Here is a 24850-nt window from a genome sequence, read left to right as displayed (position 1 = left end):
ACCTACGGCTTGGGGGTACCTCATCGGACGGCGTTTCGCAGGGGCTCGCCGACGGGGGCTTGGCGCAGTCGCCACGCGCGTGTCGCCAGGTGGAGGTTGAGTTGCGCCTCGACGTCGTTGAGGTCGTGGCCCGAGATCTCGGTGATGCGGCTGATTCGGTAGCGCAGCGTGTTGCGGTGGATGGCGAGCGTCGTTGACGTGTCGGCGTACTTGCCCCCGTGGTCAAGGTAGGCCGCTAGCGTGGGGACGAGCTCGGTGCCGTGGCGGCGGTCGTAGCTCAATAGGTCGCCGAGCCAGTCCCTGATGAGGCGCTCGACCTCCTCAGCGTTGCCGTCGAGGGCGAGCAGCCGGTCTACTCCCAAGTCGGCGTAGGCGATGAAGCCATACGGATGTGGGACTGCTGACGAGCCCTGAGTGCTCGTTGGGCTTGCTCATACGCACGTGGGATCTGTTCCGGCGAGTTGGCCGGCTCCCCCTTGGCGATCACACCCTTGGTGTCGCCGTAACCGTGGGACAAGTCGTCGAACAAGCGGCCGATGTCGACACCTCGATGGGTGAGAGCGACCACCAGCCCCTGGTTCCGGCCTACCAAGCAGGGCAGCCGCTGACGAGCCATGGCCATCCGGAGGTGATCGACGTCGCGGTCGTGCCCGCGGTGACCCCGCTCGGAGGACCACGCGGACACGATCAGGTCGTGCGGAACGCCAAGGTCGTGGCTCTGAGCGGATGCCCGGTCCACGGCAACGTCAGCCGGGAGCCCTCCAAGAAGGTCGTCGAGGAGGTCTCGACTCAGTCGGTTCTCCAGTTCATTCATCGCTGCGGCCTTAGCCCTCAGCAGCCCCAGTGCGACGCCCGCGTACCGCAGAGCGAATGATGCGTCGTCTCGGTCTTTGTCCGGTGGCACCTCCACTTCGATCGTGCCGAGTTCGGGGCGTCCGCCGATGACCTCCTCGAGCGAGGTTCGCTCGAGGACCGGTTGGTACCGGCCGGCAACCGTGATCCGGGTCGTCTCGTGCCCGAATCTGTCCCGCAGCACGACAGCGGAGCCAGTGAGCCGGCTGAGTGAAGTAGCCACGTCGAGCTCAGTCCCGGTCGTGGATAGTCGGGCGAACTCCTCAAGCACCCCTCACGGTGCTGCAGCGCCGCGACGGTGCGCGCCATCTCGTTATTGGCTGCATCGAGTTCGTGGGCGCGTCGGCGGTGGCGCTCGTGCACCTGCGCGTCCGCGAGCGCCGTCCCGAGGAGATCGCCCAACCGTTCGATGACGAACAGTTGTTCGGGGTCGGGCCGGGCGAAGCTGCGAAGGACCAGTTGGCCCGGGGCGCCGTTCAAGACCGCCACAGCCGTCGTCGACGTCCAGGAGTCGCCGTGGTCCTGCACGAATACCCGTTCACCGATTGAGGGGCTCGGTTCCGCCGGCTTCGTTGGCTCCCCGGGTGGCAGGGTGATCCACTCCCGGTCCCGCTGGAAGGTGACGTGAACCAACTGGCAGCCGGTCACCGACTCGACCTCACGCTTCAGGACGTTGATGACCTCGTCCACGTCGTGACGTTGCATCATCGCCGTGGACATCGCCAGCAGCCCATCGAGGCCGGTGAGGGCACGCCGCAGATCCAGCTCGCCGGTTGGCACATCGGTTCCGGTTGTGGCGGGCTCGCAGACGGTCATCTCTTGATCCCTGGCCGGCCCGCCCGGGATCCCCCTGTGCCGTAGGAACCCCACAGGTCGTCGCCCTGAGCGGCGACACCTCGGTACATGCAGCACGGATGTATCCCGGGATCCAGTCCGAGTCCGTGAGAGCTCATCGGTCCTCATCAACTCTCGGGGGCAGCGTCGCGTTCACCGTACCCCTTGCCCAGCGCAACCACCCGCGGGGAGTTGTGCACTCGGACCAAATCATGCCCCGGGACTTGGCCTGGTGCGCCCATGACTTCTTGGTGGTCGGCGACGAGTGTGGACTGGTCGGAGTCACACAACGATTGGAGATTCGCCATGAAGGCTGTCGTCTATCAGGGACCCAAAGATGTCGCGGTCACGGACGTTCCGGACGCCGAGATCGAACGGCCCACCGATGTGCTGGTCAAGATCACAACGACCAACATCTGCGGCTCGGACCTGCACATGTACGAGGGGCGGACCTCCTTCGAGAAGGGCCGGACGTTCGGCCACGAGAACATGGGAGAGGTGGTGGAGATCGGCAAGGGAGTAGAGAAGATCAAGGTGGGCGACCGGGTCGTGCTGCCCTTCAACATCTCGTGCGGGTTCTGCAAGAACTGCGAGCGCGGCCTCACGAACTACTGCCTGACGACGCAACCTGACCCGTCGGCCGCCGGTGCGGCCTATGGCTTCGCCGAAATGGGCCCGTACGGCGGCGGGCAGGCAGAACTGCTCCGGGTGCCCTTCGGCGACCACAACGCGTTGCGCCTGGGTGAAGACGCGCAGGACAAGGAGAACGACTACGTCATGCTCTCCGACATCTTCCCCACCGGCTACCACGCCACCGAGATGGCCGGCGTGATCCCGGGCGACAGCGTCGTGATCGCCGGGGCCGGCCCCGTGGGACTGATGGCCGCCCTGTCCGCGACGATCAAGGGCGCCTCGAAGGTGATGGTGGTCGATCGCCACCCCGACCGGCTCGCGCTGGCCGAGCAGATCGGAGCGATCGCCATCGACGACTCCAAGGTCGACCCCGTGCAGGCTGTGCTGGACGAGACCATGGGGCTCGGGGCCGACCGTGGCTGCGAGTGTGTCGGCTACCAGGCCCACGACCCGCAGGGGAACGAAGACCCGGCTGCCACCTTGAACATGCTCATCAACTCGGTGCGTTTCACCGGCGGGATCGGCACCGTCGGTGTGTTCGTCCCCGAGGACCCGGGGGCCAAGGGCGAATTGGCCAAACAGGGCAAGGCGGCCATCGACTTCGGCACCCACTGGTTCAAGGGACAGACCATGGGCAACGGTCAGTGCCCGGTCAAGAAGTACAACCGCCGACTGCGAGACCTCATCGCGGCTGACAAGGCGAAGCCGTCCTGGATCGTCTCCCACGAGATCTCGCTGGACCAGGCCGCGGACGCCTACAGGAACTTCGACTCCAGGTCCGAGGGCTGGACCAAGGTCGTCATCAAGCCGGGTATGTCCGACGGAAAGAAGGCAAACTGATATGGCAGCAGATCTTCAGGGCAAGAGGGTCGCGATCCTCGCCGCGGACGGGGTCGAGCGCGTTGAGCTCGAGCAACCCCGCGAAGTACTGGACCGCGCGGGCGCTCAGACCGAGGTCCTCTCGATCCACGACGGCGAGATCAAGGCCCGTAAGAACGACCTGGATGAAGCGGGCACGTTCACCGTCGACGGGCTGGTCGCCGACGCCTCGGTGGATGACTACGACGCGCTGCTGCTTCCCGGCGGCACGGTGAACCCCGACCAGCTCCGGGTCGACGAGGGCGCCGTTTCCTTCGTCCGCGACTTCGTCGAGAGCGGCAAGCCAGTGGCTGCGATCTGTCACGGGCCGTGGACGTTGATCGAGGCCGGCGTGGCCACCGGTCGCACCCTGACGTCCTTCCCGAGCATCCGCACGGATCTGCGCAATGCCGGCGCGAACGTCGTTGACCAGGAGGTCGTGGTCGACACGAATCTCATCACCAGCCGCTCGCCGGAGGACCTGCCGGCGTTCTCCGAGGCGATCGTGTCCCAACTCGCGGGCACCACGACAAAGGAAGAGGAGAAGTCATGAGTGTGACCAAGGGATTGCTGGTCAGGTTTGACGCGTTGCCCGGCAAGGAGGACGACGTGAAGGAGTTCCTTGACAGCGGCCGTGCGCTTGTCGAGGACGAGCAGGCGACCACCGCGTGGTTCGCGATCCGCCTCGGGCCGACCTCGTTCGGGATCTTCGACGTGTTCCCCGATGACGCCGGACGTGACGCCCACCTGTCCGGCCCTGTTGCGGTAGCACTCGGCGAGCAGACCGGTACGTTGTTCTCCGAACCGACGATCGAGAAGCTCGACGTGTTGGGCTCCAAACTCCCCGCCTGACACCACAGACCGGGAGTACTGGGCCAGACAGGAGGGGTCGCTGCACGCGGTGACTTCGGGCTGACACAGCCCGCTGACGTCGTGGCAGCGGCCCCTTCTCTTGCGGCCTATCGCAAATCACCAGCAGATCGAGGAACCGCGATGACAGGAACTGACGACGGCGTTGCCACGACACGTTCACCCGAGGTAGCAGTGATCGGGGGCGGGATCGTCGGTCTGTCGACGGCGTACGCGCTGCGGGAGCAGGGCGTGCCGGTGCGCTTGTACGAGGCTGGTCTGCCCGGAATGGGTCAGTCCGCAGGCGAGTCGCGGATCTTCCGGCATGCCCACGACGACCCGCGACTCGTCGCTTTCGCGCGCGAAAGCCGCGGCGTATGGGATGAGTGGGCCGAACACTTCGACGTCGAGCTGGTCTCCTCAGACGGTGTCGTGGCGATCGGCGACAGCGCCCTGGCGCGGCTGCGGGTGCTCGACCAGGTCGGCGGCGTGAAAGCGTACGAGATCGATGCAGCCGAGCTCGCCCAGCGGATGCCGCTGCTCGCTGGGTACTCGGGGCCAGCGGTGCTCGACGAGTCGGGCGGCGCGATCCGCACCCGCACCGCGATCACGGCACTCGCGGGTGCCCTCGCAGATGCCGTCACCACCGCAGAGGTCATTTCCATCGATCCCCGCGCCGATGGGACGGTCGAGGTGCGCAGCGTCACCGAGCGGGCTGTCTACTCCAAAGTGGTCGTGTGCGCCGGCCGCGAAACCGCCCGCCTGGCCCGCAGCGTCGGCCTGTCGCTGCCGGTTCGCCTTGCCGCGCACGTCCGGCTGACCTTCGACGTGAAAGCCGCCGCCCCGGCACGAGTCGCGTGCCTGCAGGACAGCAGCGGCGTCTTCGGCGAAGTCGGCGTGTACGCGACGCCGCTACCGGGCAACAGCAGTTATTCGGTCGGACTCAGCGAGACCGTCGGCGTCCGCGACGACGGAACGTTCATCGACCCTGCGGCGATTCGATCGCTGGACGAACGCGCGCGCGAATACGTGACACGGGCGCTGCCCGGTCTCCACCCAGAGCCGCGCGACTTCCTTCATTGCTGGGTGACCGACCTCCCATGGAGCGAGGACGGCGTGGCCGTGTGGGAGGCAGGCTCTGTCCTGTTCGTGGCCGGTCACAATCTGTTCAAGCAGGCACCTGCGCTGGGGCGCGCTCTCGCCCGAGCCGCGACGGGTGAAGGTCTCGCCGCCGAGCTCGAGCAGGGGGCGCGCCTGGGTGAGCCACAGCAATAGGCTCCCGATCCATTCGACGTAGCATCCACGGGTCCTTCTGTGCGCGGCAGCCGACTGGCAAGGGCAAGCGTAGGTTGAGGTATGGATCAACAAGACCTTCCCTGTTCACCCAGTGCACACCCCGCCCGCTCATCGTCATGAGCGTGCACAAGGGAAGCGGCCGCGGGGGAGTGCCGGCGCCTGTACCTCTCGCCGTGCCCGGGATGCGACGAGGGCTCCGGCGACGCCGGAGCCCTCGTACTCGAATCAGTTGAGCTCGAGCTCTACGTGCACAAGTGACTAAATGTCGTAGTAGAGCTCGTTGCGGTATCCCTGCGGTATTTGGTGGGGGCAGCAGACTGGCCTACGCCACCGGTTTTTCGGCGGGCGCGCCGTCGAGCAGTGCCGCGAGGTCGCCGATGGCTTCGCTTGCGCGGCGGTGCAGCAAGGCCCCCGGCGGGACCCGGTGCGCCGACCGCCGTAGGTAGTTGATGGTCTTCTTCTCTCCAAGAACCAGGTCGCTGTAGCCGGCAGCGTAGGACAGGTGCAGCCAGTCATTGAGGTCGTTGGGCTCCCACTTGTCATCGGCGTTCGACAGGCGCAGGTGCAGTACCTCACGAAGGCGACCCAACCCAGGAGTTGTCGAGATCGCGGCCTCAGCGTCGTGCAGAAGCCACTCGCCGAATCGCTCCGGGCTCATTCCAGATTCGTTGGCCGCAGCGGGGAGGTCGGTGCCCAGGTCCGAAAAGAACCTCGTGCGGGTCAGGTCGCGAGACCAGGCCTTCGCCTTGGGGTTGGTTCTCATGTGGTTGGCCAGAGGGGCGAAGGACATCGCCCAACGGGTCGCTAGTTCGCTACCAGCATCTTCACGGGCCTCGGGGTCTAGCAGGAGGCTTACCAAGACGGTGGCCCAGACCTGGCGTCGTATGAGTCCGGCGACTTCGGGCCCCAACTTTTGGCCGATGGTTCTGTCGGGCATCTTGTCTAGGATCGCCTCAGGCGCGAGCGTTATTGCGTCCTGCTTGACTAAGGGCGTCCCGCCGAACAGGGCCCTCAGTTCTGCCCGGCGAAGGCCGAGGACGGACCGAAGCTGCCATCCGCGCGAGTACTGGAGCATCGTTGCGGCGAGTTCGAGCCGACTCGGGCCCCCGCGCTTCGACGATTCCGACAGGTGGGCGCTCGAGAGCGGGATGATCACACGCTCGGCGGTGGCGGCCTGAGCGAGCAAGTCGAAGAACGGTCTCTTGGTTGCCTCAAGCGCCTCCGGATTCTTTCGCCATCTCGCGAAATCAATCCAGTGGTTCTGGTCGAGATAGATCACCGGCACTGAGATGGTCTCTAGAACCGTCCCGATGTTCATGGTGATCGTCTCTCCACCGGCCACGATCTCCAGGAGGGAGTCGACCGGGATGAAGGTGCATCGTGACACCAGGCCGCGCTTGCTCGGGACCGGGATCTGCTCGGTGAGGATGCGTCCGTCCACCGCGACGATCGAGCAGTGCCCGGAATCGTAGTCAATCGCGATGAGCTTGATGTGCGAGATCGGATGTGAAGAGGGCAGCGTCACGCGCACGGTCGCTCACTTACCTTCGCCAGCAACCGACAGCTTGGCGATCGTTTCTGCGTCGTATCCATCGACATCCAACCCCCAGAGGTAGTCGAGGTCGTTGGCGATCAGATCGACGAGCGGCACGAGGTGCTTCGAACTACGCCAGAGCAGGGCCGAGGATCCACGCAGCATGCCCCAACTTGCGAGGTAGAAGCCAAGTTGGAGGCAACTTGTCTCCAAGCCTCCGGAGGTGACCAGCCGGCCCGGGTCCTGACTGTGGGACTGGAAGTAGTTGAAGCAGTAGTCGAACGATGCATAGCGCAGCGTCGGCTCGCGCGTACCCAGGAACCTGTTGAGGTTCGCCTCGATATCGACCACGGCGCGAGCCTATTCATGTCCACGGCGGGTGCGCGCAGAACCGTCAGGAGCCGTCGAAGATCGCTCCCGCGGATCTTCTGCGGTATTCCTGCGGTATTTGGGCCTCCAGAGCCCAAGCGAAAGGGCCCCTGATCATGCATACCTGCAGGTCAGAGGCCCTTTCGTGGTTCAGGCGTGGATCAGATGTCGTAGTAGGGGGAGAGACTGAGTTGATTGCCGTCCTGAGCTGCGTCGATGGCTGGTGTCCCTACTCGCCGGCGCACGGTGGGCGCACGGGAGGGGTGGGTGGGATTCTCGGGTGCGCAGAGGCTCCGCGCTGAGCGGAGCGAAGTGTGGAGGGGCGCTTCCCGCCCACCCCGTGGCTAAGTAACGGGGAAGTTGACCCGTCGGGCTTCGGCTACTAGGAAGGCGCTGAACTCATTTGTTGGGTGAAGCATTCGGCCAACTTCTAGTGCCGCCAGTTGCCTGTCTTCGCCGTCGGCCTCCTCCCAAAGGCGAAGAAGTCGCTTGAAGGACTCAAAGACAGTCATGCGTGACCACAGAAGATCGGCACGTTGGAGATCCAGATGAAGTACGGTTCTTCGACCGGGCAAGCTCCCTGGGCGCGCGTACACGCCGCCGGCTAAGAACTCCAAGTGCTCGTTGGGTTCATCAGCATAGGGGTTGAGTAGTGGTTCCTGAGGCTCATAATAGTCTGACTTGTTTTGGTTGCACCGCGGGCACGCCAGTGTGAGATTCTCCCACTCGACCACTTTGGATGGGACTTTGGACTTGGGCTCGATATGCTCTATGTGGGCGTACGCGCAGTCGCTGATAAGCACTTCGCAGTAAGCGCACTTTTTGAACGTGTCGCCCTCTAGGGCCGACCTTATTTCCGGATGCTTCCATGGGGTGGGAAGATCTTTCTTCGCACCTTTGACGGCGTTAAGATAATTCTCAGTCCAAAGGTCTGAGTTTTTGACCAACGTGGCCGGCTTGGATGACCGCTCAATCTTCCTCATCGCGAGCCTCAGCGATTTCTTTGAGAGATTCTAGGGTAGCGGGGAATTCGTCGTTGAGGCCCAGCTCATTCATTTGGCGATGAAGGGATAGGAGCGATTGTGTCGAGCCTTGTGTGGCCGCCCTGTTAAGGGCCTCGGACAGACGCTGCTCTACCCAGACTGGCATGGTGCTTTGCACGCCAAGGACTCTGCGCAATGTGGCGTCGGCACTGGCAGCTTTGCCGCGGAAGTCAAGGGATCTTGCTTGCACCGACCCCTCCTCGTACTCGAGGGCGTATACATGCCCGTCGGGTGAGGCGGTTACTACAAACGGGCTATGTGTCGCGACGATAAAGCGTGCCCCTGGAAAGGCCCGGAGTAGTCCTGGCAGCAGGGTGCGTTGAAGGCTCGGGTGGAGGTGATTCTCTGGTTCGTCAATGCACACGGTGAACTCAGGGGTTTCCAGACTTTGGAGATAAAGTAGCCATCCGATCTCTATCAGTTTCGTTATTCCACCGGAGCTGGCTTCGAGTAGGAATGCCTCTCCTTCGTCGCGCTCAATCATGAGCTCCGGAAGTGCAATTGCAAGTTGCTTAAATCCGAGCGTCGAAGGCAGGAGAGAGCGGAGGACCTCCTGGAAGTTCACCCAAATATCGAGTGCCCTCGGATCTGGCTGCATCGCCTGATTCCCGTAGCCGAGAATCGCGGCTGAAATGAGCGTTTCCTTGATGGTCGATTGAATCGTAGGGCCGCCGTACGAATCGCCTGCTAAGAGGACGGCGGCAGCTCCTCTGCCGCGTTCTAAGATCTCCGATGTGGAGGGAAAAGTTAGGGGAATTGCCCCGTATCCGTGGTGTGCTCCAACGCGACTGTGTGACGCGATAAAGATTCCGGGAAGCAATGCGGGAACGTTGGCGTTGTGGTTTACTCCAGCTGAATGAATGAAAGCGGGCGCGGAAATTAGTTGTCCTGACTCCGTTCCATAGGTGAAGGTTCCCACGGAGCGCTCGTTTGATCTGGAGTCCGGGTCCGCGAGCCAACTCATGGTCCCATCGGCTTCCCGTCTGGGGGAAGCTATAAAGCTTGACGGGGCTTGGAAGTGTTTCCCTATCAATTTAAGCAGAGTTGTCTTCCCCGTCCCGTTCTCGCCCGTCAAGATGGTCACGCGATGACTTAGGTCGAGCTCCAAGTCTTCAAACTGGCGCCATTGCGTGAGGGAAAGAGCGTGCAAGCGTTGAGGTGTGGGTGGCGGGTTGTGCTCGTACATCAGTTACCTCCGTGTGGGGTGCGTTCGCTGTAACACAGCACCCTCAAACTGCATTGGTCAGATTTCGTAGATCCACTCGTCACCCTCTGGGTACACGTATCCGAAGCCGGCCACGAAGATCAGCTTCTCCAGATCGATGATGGGAGCTTCCGGCAGGAGGATGTAGCCCTCGGGTTCTGGTTCGGGCATGAAGCGCATGTAGTCCATCAACTGGCCGATGGCCAGGCGCACAGAGTTGCGGTCCGCGTTTGCCTTGGCCTCGAAGAGGTGGTTGGCAGTCACGTCATAGGTGTCGGTGACGAGCGTGTACTTCTCGCCAGCCACCTTGATCCTCACGCGACGCGTCGCGTGTCCCTGGTCCTGAAGCCAAGACTGGAAGTCCTCCACCAGCTCAGCCTCAACCTTCTTGGCGATGGTCGCTTCCTGAGCGGGGACCAGAAACTCCATCTCCTTGTGGTTCTCGGAGTCGATTACGGTGATGTCCGCGCCCCTGGTCGCGTTCGGTCCTGGCTCCACAGTGGTTCCCGGTGGGAGGATTCCCGTTGGCGTGTTGTCAGGCGCGGACTCTAGGGATTGATCCGTTGGTGCCGTGCTGGCGAGCTCGGGGCCAGCGGTGTTCTTGCCGGGCGTTGGAGCGGCCGAGTCCTTCAACAGGTGGAAGACAACCACCTTGCGCATGAGGCCGTCCCGTCCGACGGCGTCCTCCCCGCGGTAGGGGTTCGATGGATCGACGTAGAAGGCACCTAGGTACTCCTGGCGCTTGCCGCCCCGCCGCTTCTTCGAGTCGAGGGTGTGGAACAGGCGAAGGGTACGGCCGGCCTCCGCGTGGTTGAGGATGGATCCGTTTCGATGGCTCAGGCTCTGATCGCCGTATTGGCCGCCGCCGGTGTAGTGAAACAGATCAGGATTCGCGTCGTCCCAGCGGTCAAAGTTGTAGCCGCTCTTCACGCCCTCTTCAGGGTCGGTGAAGAGAAAGATGTTCGGGGTGGAGGTGGACGGACGGATCCCGCCTTGGTCGCTGCCCCCGTAGCGCTGAGCAATGTTGCTGCCAAGAGTCACGTCACCCTCGTCGTATACCCAGTCTGAGTCGGTAGCTACAGTGAAACCGAGAGCTCGCAAACGCGAGGCTACGGTGTCCTCTCCGCCGCTGAAATCGGCCGGCTTGAGTGGCGTCCCGTGCTGGTAGCCGTGGGCTGCTCCGAGGATCGCCTTCGAGTCGAAGTGTCTGCCCTGCCACAGGACGAAGTACCTGTGAGCCTTCCCGAAGCCGTACTTCGAGAGGAACCCTGCGCGGCCAAGCTTCTGCGCCTCGTTGAGCGCCTGCGTGACGGCTCTTGGCTGGGTAATGTCCTTCAGGCTCATGGGCCGAACGCTAGCGGTCTGGACCGTCATGCGGTCAGTGTCGGTGGAAGTCGATACCGTGTCCCGGTGAACGATTTCCGATCCGAGCGCATGCCGTCCGCTGAAGGTCAAGGGATGGCACGTGCCGCCTGGGACGCGTACGCAAAGGCCGTCAACACTGTGATCACGAAGCCGCTGATCGAGCGGACGCCGGTGGGTGACGGGCTTCGAAGCATCTCAGCGAACAGCGTCGCGGACCTTCTTGGCTTCTGGCTGGTCTGGCAGCTTCACGGAGGCTTCGAGGGTCTGCTGAGCCTAGGCATGAGCCGCTCATCGATCTTCCGCAAGGTCGCTGCCTTCCGGAAGGTCTTCAAACAGCATCCTGACGAGTTCACGCTGCCAGGGGTTTCTATCGACGTTGCGGAGTATTTGACCCAGAGCCAGGAAGAGGACTAGACCGGCTAGTCGCAAATCTTGGACAACAGAATGGGGCGCGTCTAAAGTCTCAGATATGGGACTTCGGGATGATGTGACTACAGTGACGGAGCTGGCCTCCGGGATTGACTCGTTGTACTTCTCTGGCCGCGGGGTCATCTCTGCGGCCTTGCTTGCTCGCTGACCTCGAACAGAGCAAGGCAGTGGCCCGCGAGACTCGCAGGCCTGAGCTGCTGGACGCCGGGGGAGTGTTGTTGCAGGTGTCCGGCACGTCCCTGAACCGCTATCCGTTTAGGTTGGAGCACCAGCACGGACTCCTGGGGCTCACGACGAGCGCCGCGCTTCCGACGGTTCAGGTTCAGCCGCGAGCGGCGTTCTTGCACGCCGTCGGCGTGGAGGCGGCCCTGTCCTGGTGGCGCGACCTTGTGGAGCTGCTGCTTGGCGCCGTGGAGTGGAAGGTCTCCCGGCTGGATGTCTACATGGACTCTCAGGGGTGGCTGTTGAGCTCCGAGGATCGAGCCGCTTTCGTTGCCAGATCCGCTCAGACGGTCATGTACGAGAACGACGCGGAGATGCAGACGCTGATGTTCGGGTCGGCTAAGTCGCCCGTGAAGGCACGGATCTACGACAAGACGGCGGAGATTGCCAAGAAGGGCACCGACTGGTGGCCGTCCGTGTGGGGGGACGCCTATCGCCCTGGGACTCGGGTACTTCGGGTTGAGTTTCAGGTTGGGCGCCAGGTACTCAAGGAATGCGGCATCGACAAACCCGAGCAGGCGTTGGAGCACGCGCCTGAGCTGTGGGGCTACCTCACGGAGAAGTGGCTCTCCTGCCGCATCCCGACTGAAGACGAGACGCGTAGCCGATGGCCCGTTGCGGCGGAATGGCAACAGGTGCAACAGGCCTCCCTGCGCGGAGGCGCTGTCGGCCTTGACCGTGTCCGCGCTGGCGCAGTGGCAGGCGATCTGCGACGCATCATGCCTGCACTCCGTGGCTACGTGGCCAGGGCGGCGCCCTGCTGGGAGCGGAGGACCTCGAACAGACGATGAGGCGAGTTGGTCGACAGTTGGCGTTGGACGAAGAAGAGACGGGGCGCGCCTTCGCTGCCTTGCTCCAAGAGAAGCGCCTCGGGGTGATGGCATGACCCGCGGTCTTCCGGAGAGGCTGTGGACCTTGGAAGAGACGGCTGAGTTCCTGGCTATCCCGGTGGCGACTCTCTACAAGCTGAATCACAAGCGCACGGGACCGCCGTTCTTTCGCGTTGGCCGTCATTGCCGCTACGACCCGCGAGCGGTGCTTGCGTGGCTCCAAAGCCCCGCGTGCCGCGCGGTGGGCTGACTCGTGGCGTCGGTGGCTGACCGCTGGTGGGCGGTTGACAAAGCGACGGGGGAGCGAACGAAGACTCCGCGCTACGGCCGGGGGCAGCGGTGGCAAGTGCGGTACCGGGATCTTGAAGGCGCATCGCGGAATCGGTCGTTCGAGCGCAAGGTGGACGCCGACCGCTTCGCTGTAGAGCTCCAGCGGCAACTCAACCGCGGTGAGTACATCGACGTGAACGCGGGTCGCTCTCGTTTCTCGGACTATGCCGTGACATGGATGGAGCGTCAGATCGTTGCGCCCACCACCCGCGAGGCGATGGACGTGCGGCTCAGGGTCCACCTGCTGCCTCAGTGGAGCGCCTGGGAGCTGCGTCAGATCCGGCCAGCAGATATCCAGGGGTGGTTGAGGCGATTGAGCGACGAGCTGGCACCTCGGTACGTGCAGCTTCTCCTGACAAACTTCGGCGCAATTCTTCAAGGCGCGTGTGATGACGGCTTGATTCCTCGGAACCCTGCTCGATCCGCGTCTGTGCGCTTGCCTTCGCGTCCCACGCGGGCGGTCCGGCCGTGGACCCCAGAGCAGGTTCTCGGGATGGTGGACGCGGTTCCGGAGCGCTTTCGCGCCCTCGTAGCTGTCGCAGCAGGTTGCGGACTCCGCCAGGGGGAGGCGTTCGGTATCCGGGTCCATGACATTGATTCTGCTGCAGAAACGCTCCATGTGAGGCAACAGATTCGCTTGGAGGCGGGCAAGCCGGTTCCAGCTCTGCCGAAGTACCAACGTGTGCGCTCGGTTCCAGTCGGTGGTTGGGTCCTGGAACACCTCGAACGGCATCTCGGGTCGCTGCAGCCTCTCTCGGGGGAGCGCAGGACCACGCCCTCCCTCGGGGCTTGGTCTTCTACAGTCGTGAGGGCAAGCCGCTCAACCGGAACTACTTCAACCAAACCGTGTGGCGTCCTGCTCAACAGGCCGTCGGACTCGTTGCCGAGCGAGACAACGGGATGCATGCGCTACGGCATACCTGTGCATCGTTGTGGTTGGAGCACGGCGTCAGCATCAAGGCGGTGTCTGAGTACCTGGGCCACGCCGATCCAGGCTTCACGCTCAGGGTCTACACCCATGTGATGCCGAGCTCTGGTGACAAGGCGCGGCAAGCGCTAGACACGGCCCTCGGACAGGGCCGGAGGCCCGACGCGGCCGCGTCTAGCACTGGCGCACCCTGGGCGCACGAGACGGCGCTCACGGATGGAAACTGATGGAAAGCGTCGAACGACGTTTCCGCTGGTCAGCTGACCAGTAGCCGCAAAACCACTGGTCAGCCAACTGTGCGAATCAGATGTCGTAGTAGAGCTCGAACTCGTGCGGGTGCGGACGCGCCTGCACCGGCTCGATCTCCTGGGTGCGCTTGTAGTCGACCCACGTCTCGATCAGGTCGGGCGTGAAGACGTTGCCGACCGTCAGGTAGTCGTGGTCGTCCTCGAGCGCGTCGAGGACGGCACCGAGCGAGGTGGGCACCTGCTCGATCTCGGCCATCTCGTCCGGCGGCAGCTCGTAGATGTCCTTGTCGATCGGGTCCGGCGGCTCGATCTTGTTCTTGATGCCGTCGATGCCGGCCAGCAGCAGCGCCGAGAAGGCGAGGTAGGGGTTGGCCGACGGGTCGGGGAAGCGGGCCTCGACACGCTTGGCCTTCGGGTTGGTGCCGGTCAGCGGGATGCGGATCGACGCCGAGCGGTTGCGCGAGGAGTAGACCAGCGAGATCGGGGCCTCGAAGCCCTTCACCAGGCGGTGGTAGGAGTTGACCGTCGGGTTGGTCAGCGCCAGCAGCGAGGGGGCGTGCTTCAGGATGCCGCCGATGTAGTGGCGGGCCATCTCCGAGAGGCCGCCGTAGCCGGTCTCGTCGTAGAAGAGCGGCTGGCCGCCGTTCCACAGCGAGGAGTGCACGTGCATGCCCGAGCCGTTGTCGCCGAAGATCGGCTTCGGCATGAAGGTGACCGACTTGCCGGCCTCCCATGCGGTGTTCTTGATGATGTACTTGAACTTCATCACGTCGTCCGCGGCCTTGAGCAGCGTGTCGAAGCGGTAGTTGATCTCCGCCTGGCCGGCGGTGCCGACCTCGTGGTGCGCACGCTCGACCTGCAGGCCGGACGCCTCGAGGTTCTTGACCATCGTGTCGCGCAGGTCGGTGTAGTGGTCGTACGGCGCGACGGGGAAGTAGCCACCCTTGAGCCGGGTCTTGTAGCCGAGGTTGTCGCCCTCCTTGCCGGAGTTCCACCAGCCCTCGACGGAGTCGATGTGGTAGTACGACTCGTTGACGCCGGTCGAGTAGCGGACCTGGTCGAAGATGTAGAACTCGGCCTCGGGGGCGAAGTACGCGGTGTCGGCGATGCCGGTGGAGGCGAGATAGGCCAGAGCCTTCTTCGCGATGTTGCGCGGGTCGCGGCTGTACTGCTCGCCGGTGATCGGGTCGTGGATGAACATGTTCACGACCAGCGTCTTGGCTGCGCGGAACGGGTCCAGGTAAGCCGTGGACGGGTCCGGGAACAGGTTCATGTCCGACTCGTTGATCGCCTGGAACCCACGGATCGACGACCCGTCGAAGCCCAGCCCGTCCTTGAAGACGGACTCGTCGAACGAGGAAGCCGGCACGGTGAAGTGCTGCATGATGCCGGGAAGGTCACAGAACCTGACGTCGACCATCTCGACGCCCTCGTCCTTGATGTACTTGAGCAGCTCATCGCTATTCGCGAACATTCATCCTCCTAGGCCATCCACTCGGGTGGTGGCCGCCAGATCCGGGGAGTGGCAGTCGGTGCGACGGTGCACCGAGGTGCCCCGCAACCTATGCGGGGGCAGTTTCTTGACCGTATCCCCATTGTTTCAACGACGTAACACCGCCCGCACTCAGGAGCGTACGCACGCCCTCGGTAGCCTTGCCCGGTGCAGACCGCCTCGTGGACCCGCCGCATCCTCGCCCTCCTCGTCGACTGGTTCGCGAGCATCGGCGTGGTCATGCTCCTCCTGGGCTGGCAGGGATGGCTCGACAACCCGTCCTCCGGCCTCTACACCCTCGGCGTCTTCGTCCTGCAGTCCGGCTTCCTGGTCGCGCTCGCCGGCGGCTCCTTCGGCCAGCTCGTCACCCGCCTGCGGGTGGTGCGCTTCGACGGCACCCCGCGCCCCATCACGTTGCTGCCCGCACTGCTGCGCCAGGTGCTGGTCGCCCTGGTCATCCCGCCGCTGGTCTTCCGACCGGACGGTCGCGGACTGCACGACCTGGCGGTCGGGTCAGCGGTCGTACGACTCGAGGACCTGACTTCCCCCGCCCAGTAGTGTCGGGGGCGACCGCCGCCCACGCTCGAAAGGCCCTCCCGTGCGTCGAACCATGACCCTGCGCCGCACCGGCGCAGCCCTCGCCCTGCCGTTGGCGCTGAGCCTGGCCGCCTGCGGGGGCGACGACGACTCGAAGTCGGACGCCGAGAGCGCGTCGGCCTCCCAGCAGACGGAGTCCCCGGACGCCGACGCCAGCGAGGCCCCCGCGCCCACCGCCAGCAGCGACGGCGACGACACCAGCACCTCCTCGCCGTCGCAGGGGCCCGCGGTCGGTGCCTCCGAGCCCGGCGCCAGCATCAGCGCCAAGGAGTTCGGCGCGCTGCTCGCGGCCGCCTTCGACAAGGCCACCACCGCCAAGGTGGCGATGACGACCGAGTCCGACCAGTTCTCCACCAGCTTCTCGGGCGACATCGACTTCACCCAGGACGAGCCCGAGCTCGCCATCACGATGTCGGGCGGCGCGCTGCCCGACGGCACCGAGGGCGACGTACGCCTGGTCGACGGTGCGCTCTACATGAACACCGGGATGAGCGGCGGCAAGTTCGTCAAGATCCCCGCCGAGCAGACCGCCGGCATGGGTCTCGACCTGAGCGCGCTGGACCCCTCCTCGACCGTGGACGTCTTCACCAAGGCCGCGAAGAGCATCGAGTACGCGGGCCAGGAGGACGTCGACGGTGACGCGTTCCACCGCTACTCCATGAAGCTGGACCCGGCCCGCATGAAGATCGACAAGTCGGTCCTGGCGCAGTACCCCAAGACCATCGACTACGACATCTGGTTTCGACGACGAGAGGCTGGTCCGCAGATCGCCATGAAGATCGGCAAGCTCGGCGGCACCACCGTCACCTACGACGCCTGGGGCGCTCCGGTGAAGATCACCGCCCCGCCGGCCAGCGACGTCATCGAGCGCCCCGACATGCCGGACTCGCCACAGGGCTGACCCCCGTCGGCGGTGACGCCGCACCCCACAATGACAAGAGCCCGGGCAGGTGCCCGGGCTCTCGTCGTACGTCGTGGGTTGCCGCTCAGCGACCGCGCATCTGGCCGCGCATGCCCTTCATGCTGGTCGGCACGGGGCCCTTCGGCAGCGGGATGTTGGAGCGGTTGGCGTCCAGCGCCCGCAGGCGGTTGAGGATGTCGGTCATCTCGGCCGGCTTGACCTGACGGCCGAGCTTCTGGACGTGGCGCAGGATCTTGTCCAGCGGCACCTGGCCCTCGCCCTTGCCGCAGACGACCTCGTGGATCGGGGTGTCGGCCAGCACCCGCTCGTGCTTGCGGCGCTCGGTGCTCATCAGGGCCTTCAGGCGAGCGGGGCTGGAGCCCTCACCCACGAGGACGATGCCGGGAGGGCCGACCACGCGGTGCACGACGTCCTGCTGCTTGGTGAAGCCGACGGCGGGGTCGACCTTCCACTTGCCGCGGAGCATGCCCAGGGCTGCTGCGGCGGCGCCCACCTGGCCGTCCATCTGGTCGTAGGCAGCGCGCTGCACGCGACGGCCGAAGACGATCATGGCGAGGAGGAGGCCCAGCAGGATGCCGGTCACCACGGCGATGATCCACGACAGCGGGCCGCCGCCGGGCAGGGCCGCGACGCCGAAGAAGCCGATGAGGGCACCGAAGAGTCCGGCGCCGAGGGTCAACAGGCCCAGGCGGGGGTCGGACTTCTTCGCCATCTGGTACGAGCGCACCAGCTGCTGGCGACGGGAGAGGTCGGTGGTGACGGGGGTAGACATGTGGTGCCTCTGCTGACTCGACGGCCGGGGCCGGGTGGTGGAACGTGACGGGGGACCGCTCAGGCGGTCGCGGACGCCCGGGCGTCCATGGCCTGACGGTACAGGCGTCCTGCGCGGTAGGACGAACGTACGAGCGGGCCGGACAGCACGCCCGAGAAGCCGATCTCCTCGGCCTCGGCCTGGAGCTCGACGAACTCCTCGGGCTTGACCCAGCGCTCGACGGGGTGGTGGCGCACCGACGGGCGCAGGTACTGGGTGATGGTGACCAGCTCGCACCCGGCGCCGTGCAGGTCCTCCAGCGCCTGGGTGACCTCCTCGCGGGTCTCGCCCATGCCGAGGATCAGGTTGGACTTGGTCACCAGGCCGAAGTCTCGAGCCTGGGTGATCACGTCGAGCGAGCGCTCGTAGCGGAACGCGGGACGGATCCGCTTGAAGATGCGCGGGACGGTCTCGACGTTGTGGGCGAGGACCTCGGGACGCGACTCGAAGACTTCCTGGAGCAGGTCGGGCTTGCCGTTGAAGTCGGGGATCAGGTTCTCGACGCCGGTGTCGGGGTTGAGCTCGTGGATGACGCGGACGGTCTCGGCGTAGAGCCAGGCGCCGCCGTCGGGCAGGTCGTCGCGGGCCACACCGGTGATGGTGGCGTAGCGCAGGCCCATCTTCTGCACCGACTCGGCGACGCGGCGGGGCTCGTCGCGGTCGAGGTCGATGGGCTTGCCGGTGTCGATCTGGCAGAAGTCGCAGCGACGGGTGCACTGGTCACCGCCGATGAGGAAGGTGGCCTCGCGGTCCTCCCAGCACTCGAAGATGTTGGGGCACCCGGCCTCCTGGCACACCGTGTGCAGGCCCTCGGACTTCACCAGGCTCTGGAGCGCCGTGTACTCCGGACCCATCTTGGCGCGCGTCTTGATCCACTCGGGCTTGCGCTCGATCGGGGTCTCCGCGTTGCGGACCTCGAGGCGGAGGAGCTTGCGGCCATCAGGAAGAGGTGACGTCACGGGGGCAACTTTACGCCGCGGGTGGGTCCGGCCCAATCGTGGGACGTCGCGACGGTCACACCGCGCTGGCCCCGGGGTTCACGCGCCGGGCGTGACGAGCTCGATGCGCGGCGTACGCCCGGGCTCCGGCCGCGGCTCGTAGTCGGGGGTGGCGTCGTACGGCGCCCACGCGAGGTAGTCGGTGACGTGGCGGCGTACGAGCGGCAGGACGTCGGTGACGGTGACGTCGCGGCCCAGCTCCTGGCTGAGCGACGTGACGCCGGCGTCGGCGATGCCGCAGGGCACGAACCGGCCGTACCAGGACATGTCGACGTCGCAGTTGAGCGAGAAGCCGTGCATGGTCACGCCGCGGCTGACCCGGATGCCGATCGCGGCGATCTTGCGCTCCGGGCCGCGGGCGTCGGCCTGCAGCCAGACCCCGCTGCGCCCCGGAACTCGGGCGGTGGCGACACCGAGGTCGGCACAGACGTGGATCAGGGCCTCCTCGACGCGTCGTACGTAGTCGACGACCTTGACGTGGTCGGGCAGCCCCACGATCGGGTAGCCCACGAGCTGGCCCGGTCCGTGGAAGGTGATCTTGCCGCCGCGGTCGACGTCGATCACGTCGGCGCCACCGGGGTCGGCGGGGCGCTCGTGCGGGTCGGTGCGCTTGCCGGCCGTGAAGACCGGAGGGTGCTCGAGCAGCAGCACCGTCGGCGGCCGCGAGCCGTCGACGACGCCGGCGTGCACGTCGCGCTGCAGCTCCCAGGCCTCGAGGTAGGGCACTGCGGCCTCGCCGAATCCTGCCTCCACGAACTCCAGCGTCATGTGGCCAATGTAACCCTGTGGATGACGGCCGACGTCCGGGCCCCGATGCGGGCAGGGTGGATCCATGGCACTCACTCGTGTGGCAGCAGCAGGTCTCGTGGCGGCGGTCCTGTGCGTGGTCGGGACCTTCGTCATCTGGTTGGCGGGGGAGCGAGACGTCTCGCCTGCGGCACCCGCGCAGCAGCAGCCGCGTACGCCCGTCGAGCTGCTCCACGCCTGGGACGAGGCCCGTTCGCAGGCGTGGCGCGAGGGGGACGTCGACGCCCTGCGCCGCCTCTACGTCGACGGTGCGCGGGTCGGGCGCACCGACGCGGCGATGCTCCGGGCGTACGTCGAGCGCGGGCTCGTCGTCGAGGGGATGACCACGCAGCTGCTCGAGGTCGAGGAGCTCAGGGTCGAGGCCGACCTCGTCGTGCTCGACGTGACCGACCGCCTGTACGCCGGCACCGTCGTCGGCCCGGACGTACGACGTGCACTGCCCCGCGACGCGCCCTCGCGGCGAAGGGTCACCCTGCGACGCAGCGACGGGACGTGGCGCGTCGCCAAGGTGGTCCACCGCACCGCCCGCGGGGAGACCTGACCGGAGCCGGGGGGCGGGACCCGCGTCACTTCGCCAGACCGGCTGCCAGGACGTCGGCGACCGTGTGGTCGGAGAAGTCGAAGCCGGCCGACTCGAGCGCGGCCGGGACGGCGCGGATCGAGCCGAGGACCTCGGGAGCCATCGCGCCGGCCGCGGGCTTGAGGGCGAAGGCGGGCACACGGAGGAAGGCGCGCCGTCCGACGGCCGCGGCCAGCGCGTCGGTGAACTCGGCATTCGTCGGAGTCACGGGGGAGGAGAGGTTGAAGGGCCCGGAGAGGTCGCGCGACTCGGCCAGGAAGGCGGCCGCAGCGGTCCAGTCGCGCAGCGAGATGATCGGGAAGTACTGCTGGCCCGAGCCGAGGCCGGCTCCCAGGCCGGTCCGGAAGAGCGGCGCCAGCACGTTGAGCGGAGCGGAGCGGCGGTCGAGCACCGGTGCCGTCCGCAGCAGGCAGACCCGCGCGCCAGCCTCGAGGGGGGTGCCGTCGCGGCCTCCCACTCCCGTGTCACGCGGGTCAGGAGCGCGTCTCCACGGCTGTCGGACTGCTCGGTGACCGGGTCGTCGCCGTGGTCGCCGTACCACGAGATGCCGTTGCCGGCGAGGAAGGCCGGCGGGCGCTCGCACGCGGCGATCGCCTCGGCCAGCACGGCCGTGGTGGTGACCCGGCTCTCGCGCAGCGCCCGGGCCCACTTCTCGGAGTGCGGGTTGCCCATCGTGGGCGCGCCGGCGAGGTTGACGACGACGTGCGCCCCTTGGAGCGCGGCCGGGTCGAGCGGGCCGGCGTACGGGTCCCACTGGATCTCGTCAGGGCCGGGCGGACGACGCACGAGGGCACTCACCTGGTGCCCGTGGCTGCGCAGCAGTCGGAGGAGGTGAGTGCCCAGGAAGCCGGACGAACCGGCGATCACGACGCGCATGGGGCCAGCCTGTCAGGTGACTGGTCGGCTGGCCCCGTGCGTCGTGGTGGAACAGGTGGATCAGATGTCGAACTGACCCGCCTCGAGGCGCTGCTTGACGTCTCTCAGGAAGCGAGCCGCGTCGGCGCCGTCGACCAGGCGGTGGTCGTAGGTCAGCGCGAGGTAGACCATCTGGCGCACCGCGATGGTCTCGCCGAGCTTGGGGTCGTCGATGACGACCGGGCGCTTCACGACCGCACCGGTGCCGAGGATGGCGACCTGCGGCTGGTTGAGGATCGGGGTGTCGAAGAGCGCGCCACGGCTGCCGGTGTTGGTCAGCGTGAAGGTGCCGCCGGAGAGCTCGTCGGGACCGATCTTGTTGTTGCGGGTGCGGTCGGCCACGTCGGCGATCTTGCGGGCGAGACCAGCCACCGACAGGTCGCCGGCGTCCTTGATGACCGGGGTGAGGAGGCCCTTCTCGGAGTCCACGGCGATCGCCAGGTTCTCCTTGTCGAAGTAGGTCACCTCGCCGTTCTCGAGGTCGATCTGCGCGTTGAGGACCGGGTGCACCTTGAGGGCGTCGATCGCGGCCTTGGCGAAGAACGGCATGAAGGAGAGCTTCACGCCCTCGCGAGCGGCGAAGTCGGCCTTGATCGCGTCGCGCTGGCGGGCGATGTCGGTGACGTCGACCTCGACCACCGTGGTGAGCTGGGCGGCGGTCTGGAGCGACTCGACCATGCGCGAGGCGATGACCTTGCGCAGGCGGCTGAGCTTCTCGGTGCGGCCACGCAGCGGCGACGGGGCCGCGGCGGCGGGGGCGCTCGGCGCTGCAGCGGCCGGGGCGGACTCGGCGGCCGGGGCAGCCGGGGCCTTGGCGGCAGCAGCGGCGTCGAGGACGTCCTGCTTGCGGATGCGCCCACCGACACCGGTGCCGGTGAGGGTGGAGAGGTCGACGCCGTTGTCGGCGGCGAGCTTGCGCACCAGCGGGGTCACGTAGGCGCTCTGGTCCTCGTCGCGGGTCGGCTTCGACTCGGCGGGGGCAGCCGGCTGGGCCGGAGCGGTGGGCTTCTCCTCGGCGGCGGGAGCGGCGGGAGCGGCGGGTGCGGCCGGCTTCTCCTCGGCAGCAGCTGCGGGCTTCTCCTCGGCAGCAGGCGCTGCGGGCTTCTCCTCGGCGACAGGTGCCGCGGGAGCGGCCGGCTTCTCCTCGGCTGCGGGAGCGGCGGGAGCGGAGGGCTTCTCCTCGGCTGCGGGGGCAGCGGCGGGCGAGCCCGAGCCGACCAGCGCGAGCTCGGCGCCGACCTCGACGGTCTCGTCCTCGGAGACCTTGATCTCCAGCAGGGTGCCGGCGACGGGCGACGGGATCTCGGTGTCGACCTTGTCGGTGGAGACCTCGAGCAGCGGCTCGTCGACGGCGACCTCGTCACCGACCTGCTTCAGCCACCGGGTCACGGTGCCCTCGGTCACCGACTCGCCCAGCGCGGGGAGCGTGACCGACGTGGCGTTGGACGTGTCAGCGGTGGGAGCCTCGGCGGCCGGAGCCTCCTGGGCGGCCGGAGCCTCGGCAGCCGGAGCCTCCTCGGCGGGCGCCTCCTGGGCCGGGGCCTCCTCGGCGGGCGCCTCCTGGGCCGGGGCCTCCTCGGCGGGGGCCTCGGCGGACGCGCCACCCTCGCCCTCCTCGCCGATGACGGCCAGCACGGCGCCGACCTCGACGGTGTCGTCCTCGTTGGCACGGATCTCGAGCAGCACGCCGGCCATGGGCGAGGGGATCTCGGTGTCGACCTTGTCGGTGGAGACCTCGAGCAACGGCTCGTCGACGGCGACGGTGTCACCGACCTGCTTCAGCCAGCGGGTGACGGTTCCTTCGGTGACGGATTCGCCGAGTGCGGGGAGGGTGACTTCGGAGGCCATGGGTGTCCTGTCGTCTCGTGAGGTGTGGGTCGGGGTCAGGAGAGGGGGTGCTGGGGGTCGCCCGGGATGACCAGGGGTGCCTGGTCGAGCGACGTGGTGCCGGTGGGATGAGCATGCACCACGGGCGAGGGGCCACGTCGACGCGGGACCGGGCGGCCACGGCCTCCGACGGCTCCCTGACAGGAACCACCGTCGAAGCTGGTCCGGAGGACCGGTGCGTCGTGTTCGGCGACCGCCACTGTGGTCAATCCCTCGCTAGGTCGAGATCGTGATTTCTCCTGTCATCTTCTCACTTCGACCCGGACTGCGCAGCACCCGGTCGCCACCCACCCGTCACACTGTGTCCATGGGTTTGTTCGATCGGTTCCGCAGCGGCGGCTCCGCGCGCATGCGTCGACCTGCCGGCGACGCGTCGCGCACGGGTTCCACGACGGTGCGTGCTGCCTCCTCCTCCGACGCCAGGCACCTCAACGAGTGGGTGGTCCAGCGCCGCGGCGTGGAGGGGTTCGTCGAGCCGCGCACGGCGGTCAACGACGTGACCCTGCTGCTCGTCGCCCACGACGGCGAGTGGACCCGACGCCGGGTCCCGTCGGTCAAGTGGGCGCACGACTTCTGCAACCACCACGGCATCCCGTCGTACGACGCCGCCGTCGTCGGCGTGCCGCAGCGGATGCGCGAGTGGAACCGTCGCCGCAAGGCCGGCGAGGTCTGACCCGGGCTCCGGACCAGCTGAGGCTCTGGGTCAGCCCTCGGCGAGGGTGCGGGCGTACTCCACCAGCGTCTGCACCGACACGCCGGTGCCGCCGGAGGTCCAGTCGCCGAACGGTCCGCCCGAGTTGAACGACGGGCCCGCGATGTCGAGGTGGGCCCACGGCACGTCGCCGACGAACTCGCGCAGGAACGCGGCTGCGTACAGCCCTCCGCCCCAGCGGACCCAGTCGTGCTGGGCGAGGTCGGCGATCTTGCTGCTGCGGATGCGCTCGTCCATCTCCTCGGGGATCGGCATCGGCCAGTGGGCCTCACCAGCCCGCTCGCCGGCTGCGACGACGGCTGCGACGGTCTCGTCGTCACCGAGCACGCCGGTGACCTTGTCGCCCAGCGCCAGGACCATGTGGCCGGTGAGGGTGGCCACGTCGAGGACCACGTCCGGCTCCTCCTCCACGGCCAGGACGAGCGCGTCGGCCAGCACCAGCCTGCCCTCGGCATCGGTGTTGAGCACCTCGACGGTCGTGCCGCCGCGGATCGTCAGGACGTCGCCGGGCCGGGTGGCGTTGCCCGAGACCATGTTCTCGGCGAGCGGTGCCCAGGCGGTGACCTTGACCTGCAGGCCCAGGCGGGCGATGGCGAGGATCGACTGCACGACGGCCGCGGCCCCGGCCATGTCGGACTTCATCGTGCCCATCGAGCCGGCCGGCTTGATGGTCAGGCCGCCGGAGTCGAAGGTGATGCCCTTGCCCACCAGCGCGAGGTGCGTGGAGGCCCCTTGGGGAGCGTAGGTGAGCTTGACCAGGCGCGGGGGAGCGGCCGAGGCGGCGCCACGCCCAGGATCCCGCCGCACTCCATCTCGGCCAGCTGCTTCTCGTCGAAGACCTCGAGCGTCACCTCTGGTGCGCCGCGGCCCTTCGTGGCCTCGGCGTGGGCGGCCGTGGCGGCCTCGGCGAAACGCTCGGGGGTGAAGTCGCCGGGCGGCTCGTTGACCCAGTCGCGGGCTGAGAGCACGGCGTCGGCGACGACCCGGGCGCTCTCGAAGGCGGCCTTCGCGGCCTCGCTCCGCGCGACGGGGGAGAGCACGCCGACCTCGCTGGGTCGGGTGTCCTTGCCGGGCTTCTTGTACGTCGTGAACGTGTAGCCGCCGAGCACGAACCCGGTGAGCGTCGCGCTGACCAGGGCCTCGTCGGTGGCGGGCAGGGCGAGCGCCACCGAGCTTGCGTTGGGGATGTTGCGCGCGGCGACACCGGCAGCACGGCGTACGGAGACCGGGGTGACCTCGGTGCCGAGGCCGACCAGGACGAGCAGCGGCGCGGTGATCGTGCCGGTCGTCGGCACCTTGACCACC

Annotated in this window: 26 protein-coding genes and 2 pseudogenes; 13 read left to right on the top strand and 15 right to left on the bottom strand. The window is 66.7% G+C overall.

The window, feature by feature from the left end; genetic code table 11:
* Positions 1-20: 20 nt before the first annotated feature.
* Together E2C04_RS10545 and E2C04_RS10540 are read right to left on the bottom strand one after the other, a co-directional pair.
* Positions 21-362: a PucR family transcriptional regulator gene (locus tag E2C04_RS10545; protein ID WP_158630664.1), complete on the bottom strand. Its 342-nt coding sequence runs from the start codon at positions 360-362 to the stop codon at positions 21-23.
* Positions 353-1123: a hypothetical protein gene (locus E2C04_RS10540; RefSeq protein WP_135832549.1), complete on the bottom strand. Its 771-nt coding sequence runs from the start codon at positions 1121-1123 to the stop codon at positions 353-355. The genes E2C04_RS10545 and E2C04_RS10540 overlap by 10 nt, the downstream gene beginning before the upstream one ends.
* A gap of 8 nt (positions 1124-1131) precedes the next feature.
* On the opposite strand from E2C04_RS10540, the gene E2C04_RS10535 reads away from it, so the two are divergent.
* From E2C04_RS10535 to E2C04_RS10515, 5 genes are all read left to right on the top strand, one after another.
* The gene (locus tag E2C04_RS10535) at positions 1132-1401 is read left to right on the top strand and encodes a hypothetical protein (protein WP_135832548.1); all 270 of its coding nucleotides are present in this window, start codon (positions 1132-1134) and stop codon (positions 1399-1401) included.
* A 591-nt stretch (positions 1402-1992) separates the two neighbouring features.
* Positions 1993-3159, top strand: coding sequence for a glutathione-independent formaldehyde dehydrogenase (locus E2C04_RS10530; RefSeq protein WP_135832547.1), 1167 nt, complete (start codon positions 1993-1995; stop codon positions 3157-3159).
* Between the two features lies 1 nt (position 3160).
* Positions 3161-3730, top strand: coding sequence for a type 1 glutamine amidotransferase domain-containing protein (locus tag E2C04_RS10525; RefSeq protein WP_135832546.1), 570 nt, complete (start codon positions 3161-3163; stop codon positions 3728-3730).
* Positions 3727-4029, top strand: coding sequence for a putative quinol monooxygenase (locus E2C04_RS10520; RefSeq protein ID WP_075818624.1), 303 nt, complete (start codon positions 3727-3729; stop codon positions 4027-4029). The genes E2C04_RS10525 and E2C04_RS10520 overlap by 4 nt, the downstream gene beginning before the upstream one ends.
* Before the next feature lie 141 nt (positions 4030-4170).
* On the top strand, positions 4171-5301 hold the full coding sequence (locus E2C04_RS10515) for an NAD(P)/FAD-dependent oxidoreductase (RefSeq protein WP_188422491.1): 1131 nt from the start codon (positions 4171-4173) through the stop codon (positions 5299-5301).
* Between the two features lie 343 nt (positions 5302-5644).
* Here E2C04_RS10515 and E2C04_RS10510 read toward each other — a convergent pair whose 3' ends face one another.
* The 5 genes from E2C04_RS10510 to E2C04_RS10490 all read right to left on the bottom strand — a co-directional run bounded on the left by E2C04_RS10510 (position 5645) and on the right by E2C04_RS10490 (position 10816).
* Positions 5645-6853 (bottom strand): hypothetical protein, encoded by a 1209-nt coding sequence (locus E2C04_RS10510; protein ID WP_135832545.1) that lies wholly within the window; start codon positions 6851-6853, stop codon positions 5645-5647.
* A 6-nt stretch (positions 6854-6859) separates the two neighbouring features.
* Positions 6860-7207: a hypothetical protein gene (locus E2C04_RS10505; protein WP_135832544.1), complete on the bottom strand. Its 348-nt coding sequence runs from the start codon at positions 7205-7207 to the stop codon at positions 6860-6862.
* Between the two features lie 362 nt (positions 7208-7569).
* Positions 7570-8208 (bottom strand): HNH endonuclease, encoded by a 639-nt coding sequence (locus tag E2C04_RS10500; RefSeq protein ID WP_135832543.1) that lies wholly within the window; start codon positions 8206-8208, stop codon positions 7570-7572.
* Complete coding sequence (locus tag E2C04_RS10495; protein ID WP_135832542.1) at positions 8195-9454, bottom strand: AAA family ATPase; 1260 nt, start codon at positions 9452-9454, stop codon at positions 8195-8197. Before E2C04_RS10495 ends, E2C04_RS10500 begins: the two co-directional genes overlap by 14 nt.
* Positions 9455-9511: 57 nt before the next feature.
* Positions 9512-10816, bottom strand: coding sequence for a ScoMcrA-related endonuclease (locus tag E2C04_RS10490; protein ID WP_135832541.1), 1305 nt, complete (start codon positions 10814-10816; stop codon positions 9512-9514).
* Between the two features lie 66 nt (positions 10817-10882).
* Here E2C04_RS10490 and E2C04_RS10485 point away from each other — a divergent pair, with 66 nt between their 5' ends.
* The 4 genes from E2C04_RS10485 (at position 10883) to E2C04_RS10470 (ending at position 13803) form a co-directional block, all read left to right on the top strand.
* Positions 10883-11251: a hypothetical protein gene (locus E2C04_RS10485; RefSeq protein WP_135832540.1), complete on the top strand. Its 369-nt coding sequence runs from the start codon at positions 10883-10885 to the stop codon at positions 11249-11251.
* A 152-nt stretch (positions 11252-11403) separates the two neighbouring features.
* Complete coding sequence (locus E2C04_RS10480) at positions 11404-12279, top strand: hypothetical protein (RefSeq protein WP_135832539.1); 876 nt, start codon at positions 11404-11406, stop codon at positions 12277-12279.
* A 91-nt stretch (positions 12280-12370) separates the two neighbouring features.
* On the top strand, positions 12371-12568 hold the full coding sequence (locus E2C04_RS10475) for a helix-turn-helix transcriptional regulator (protein WP_135832538.1): 198 nt from the start codon (positions 12371-12373) through the stop codon (positions 12566-12568).
* A gap of 785 nt (positions 12569-13353) precedes the next feature.
* A complete protein-coding gene (locus E2C04_RS10470; RefSeq protein ID WP_135832537.1) occupies positions 13354-13803 on the top strand; it encodes a tyrosine-type recombinase/integrase in 450 nt (149 codons plus the stop codon).
* Positions 13804-13879: 76 nt separating this feature from the next.
* On the opposite strand, the gene glnA is transcribed toward E2C04_RS10470, so the two are convergent.
* Positions 13880-15298 (bottom strand): type I glutamate--ammonia ligase, encoded by a 1419-nt coding sequence (gene glnA, locus E2C04_RS10465; protein WP_135832536.1) that lies wholly within the window; start codon positions 15296-15298, stop codon positions 13880-13882.
* A gap of 186 nt (positions 15299-15484) precedes the next feature.
* On the opposite strand from glnA, the gene E2C04_RS10460 reads away from it, so the two are divergent.
* Both E2C04_RS10460 and E2C04_RS10455 read left to right on the top strand, forming a co-directional pair.
* The gene (locus E2C04_RS10460; RefSeq protein ID WP_135832535.1) at positions 15485-15874 is read left to right on the top strand and encodes an RDD family protein; all 390 of its coding nucleotides are present in this window, start codon (positions 15485-15487) and stop codon (positions 15872-15874) included.
* Positions 15875-15926: 52 nt separating this feature from the next.
* Positions 15927-16814: an SCO4651 family lipoprotein gene (locus tag E2C04_RS10455; RefSeq protein ID WP_135832534.1), complete on the top strand. Its 888-nt coding sequence runs from the start codon at positions 15927-15929 to the stop codon at positions 16812-16814.
* A gap of 85 nt (positions 16815-16899) precedes the next feature.
* On the opposite strand, the gene E2C04_RS10450 is transcribed toward E2C04_RS10455, so the two are convergent.
* The 3 genes from E2C04_RS10450 to lipB form a co-directional block, all read right to left on the bottom strand.
* Entirely contained in the window at positions 16900-17607 is a 708-nt protein-coding gene (locus E2C04_RS10450; RefSeq protein ID WP_135832533.1) for a DUF4191 domain-containing protein, read from the bottom strand.
* A gap of 59 nt (positions 17608-17666) precedes the next feature.
* The gene (lipA, locus tag E2C04_RS10445) at positions 17667-18605 is read right to left on the bottom strand and encodes a lipoyl synthase (protein ID WP_135832532.1); all 939 of its coding nucleotides are present in this window, start codon (positions 18603-18605) and stop codon (positions 17667-17669) included.
* Between the two features lie 78 nt (positions 18606-18683).
* Positions 18684-19412, bottom strand: coding sequence for a lipoyl(octanoyl) transferase LipB (lipB, locus tag E2C04_RS10440; protein WP_135832531.1), 729 nt, complete (start codon positions 19410-19412; stop codon positions 18684-18686).
* A gap of 64 nt (positions 19413-19476) precedes the next feature.
* Here lipB and E2C04_RS10435 point away from each other — a divergent pair, with 64 nt between their 5' ends.
* Entirely contained in the window at positions 19477-19992 is a 516-nt protein-coding gene (locus E2C04_RS10435; RefSeq protein WP_135832530.1) for a hypothetical protein, read from the top strand.
* A gap of 25 nt (positions 19993-20017) precedes the next feature.
* Here the strand turns inward: E2C04_RS10435 and E2C04_RS19855 are convergent, their stop codons facing one another.
* The 3 genes and pseudogenes from E2C04_RS19855 to sucB all read right to left on the bottom strand — a co-directional run bounded on the left by E2C04_RS19855 (position 20018) and on the right by sucB (position 22794).
* The gene (locus E2C04_RS19855; RefSeq protein WP_238694243.1) at positions 20018-20488 is read right to left on the bottom strand and encodes a DUF1731 domain-containing protein; all 471 of its coding nucleotides are present in this window, start codon (positions 20486-20488) and stop codon (positions 20018-20020) included.
* Between the two features lie 53 nt (positions 20489-20541).
* Positions 20542-20907 (bottom strand): annotated as a pseudogene (locus E2C04_RS22010) (NAD-dependent epimerase/dehydratase family protein); the annotation flags it as partial.
* 60 nt (positions 20908-20967) lie between these two features.
* Positions 20968-22794, bottom strand: coding sequence for a 2-oxoglutarate dehydrogenase, E2 component, dihydrolipoamide succinyltransferase (gene sucB, locus E2C04_RS10420; RefSeq protein ID WP_135832527.1), 1827 nt, complete (start codon positions 22792-22794; stop codon positions 20968-20970).
* A 346-nt stretch (positions 22795-23140) separates the two neighbouring features.
* Here sucB and E2C04_RS10415 point away from each other — a divergent pair, with 346 nt between their 5' ends.
* On the top strand, positions 23141-23506 hold the full coding sequence (locus E2C04_RS10415; RefSeq protein WP_238694242.1) for a hypothetical protein: 366 nt from the start codon (positions 23141-23143) through the stop codon (positions 23504-23506).
* Positions 23507-23536: 30 nt separating this feature from the next.
* On the opposite strand, the pseudogene E2C04_RS10410 reads toward E2C04_RS10415, so the two are convergent.
* Positions 23537-24840: pseudogene (locus E2C04_RS10410) on the bottom strand (leucyl aminopeptidase).
* Between the last annotated feature and the right edge of the window lie 10 nt (positions 24841-24850).

The sequence above is a fragment of the Nocardioides daphniae genome (genome assembly GCF_004777465.1).
Taxonomy (GTDB): domain Bacteria; phylum Actinomycetota; class Actinomycetes; order Propionibacteriales; family Nocardioidaceae; genus Nocardioides; species Nocardioides daphniae.
Note: the sequence above shows the minus strand (reverse complement) of the source record. Positions and strands in the feature narration are given on the sequence as shown.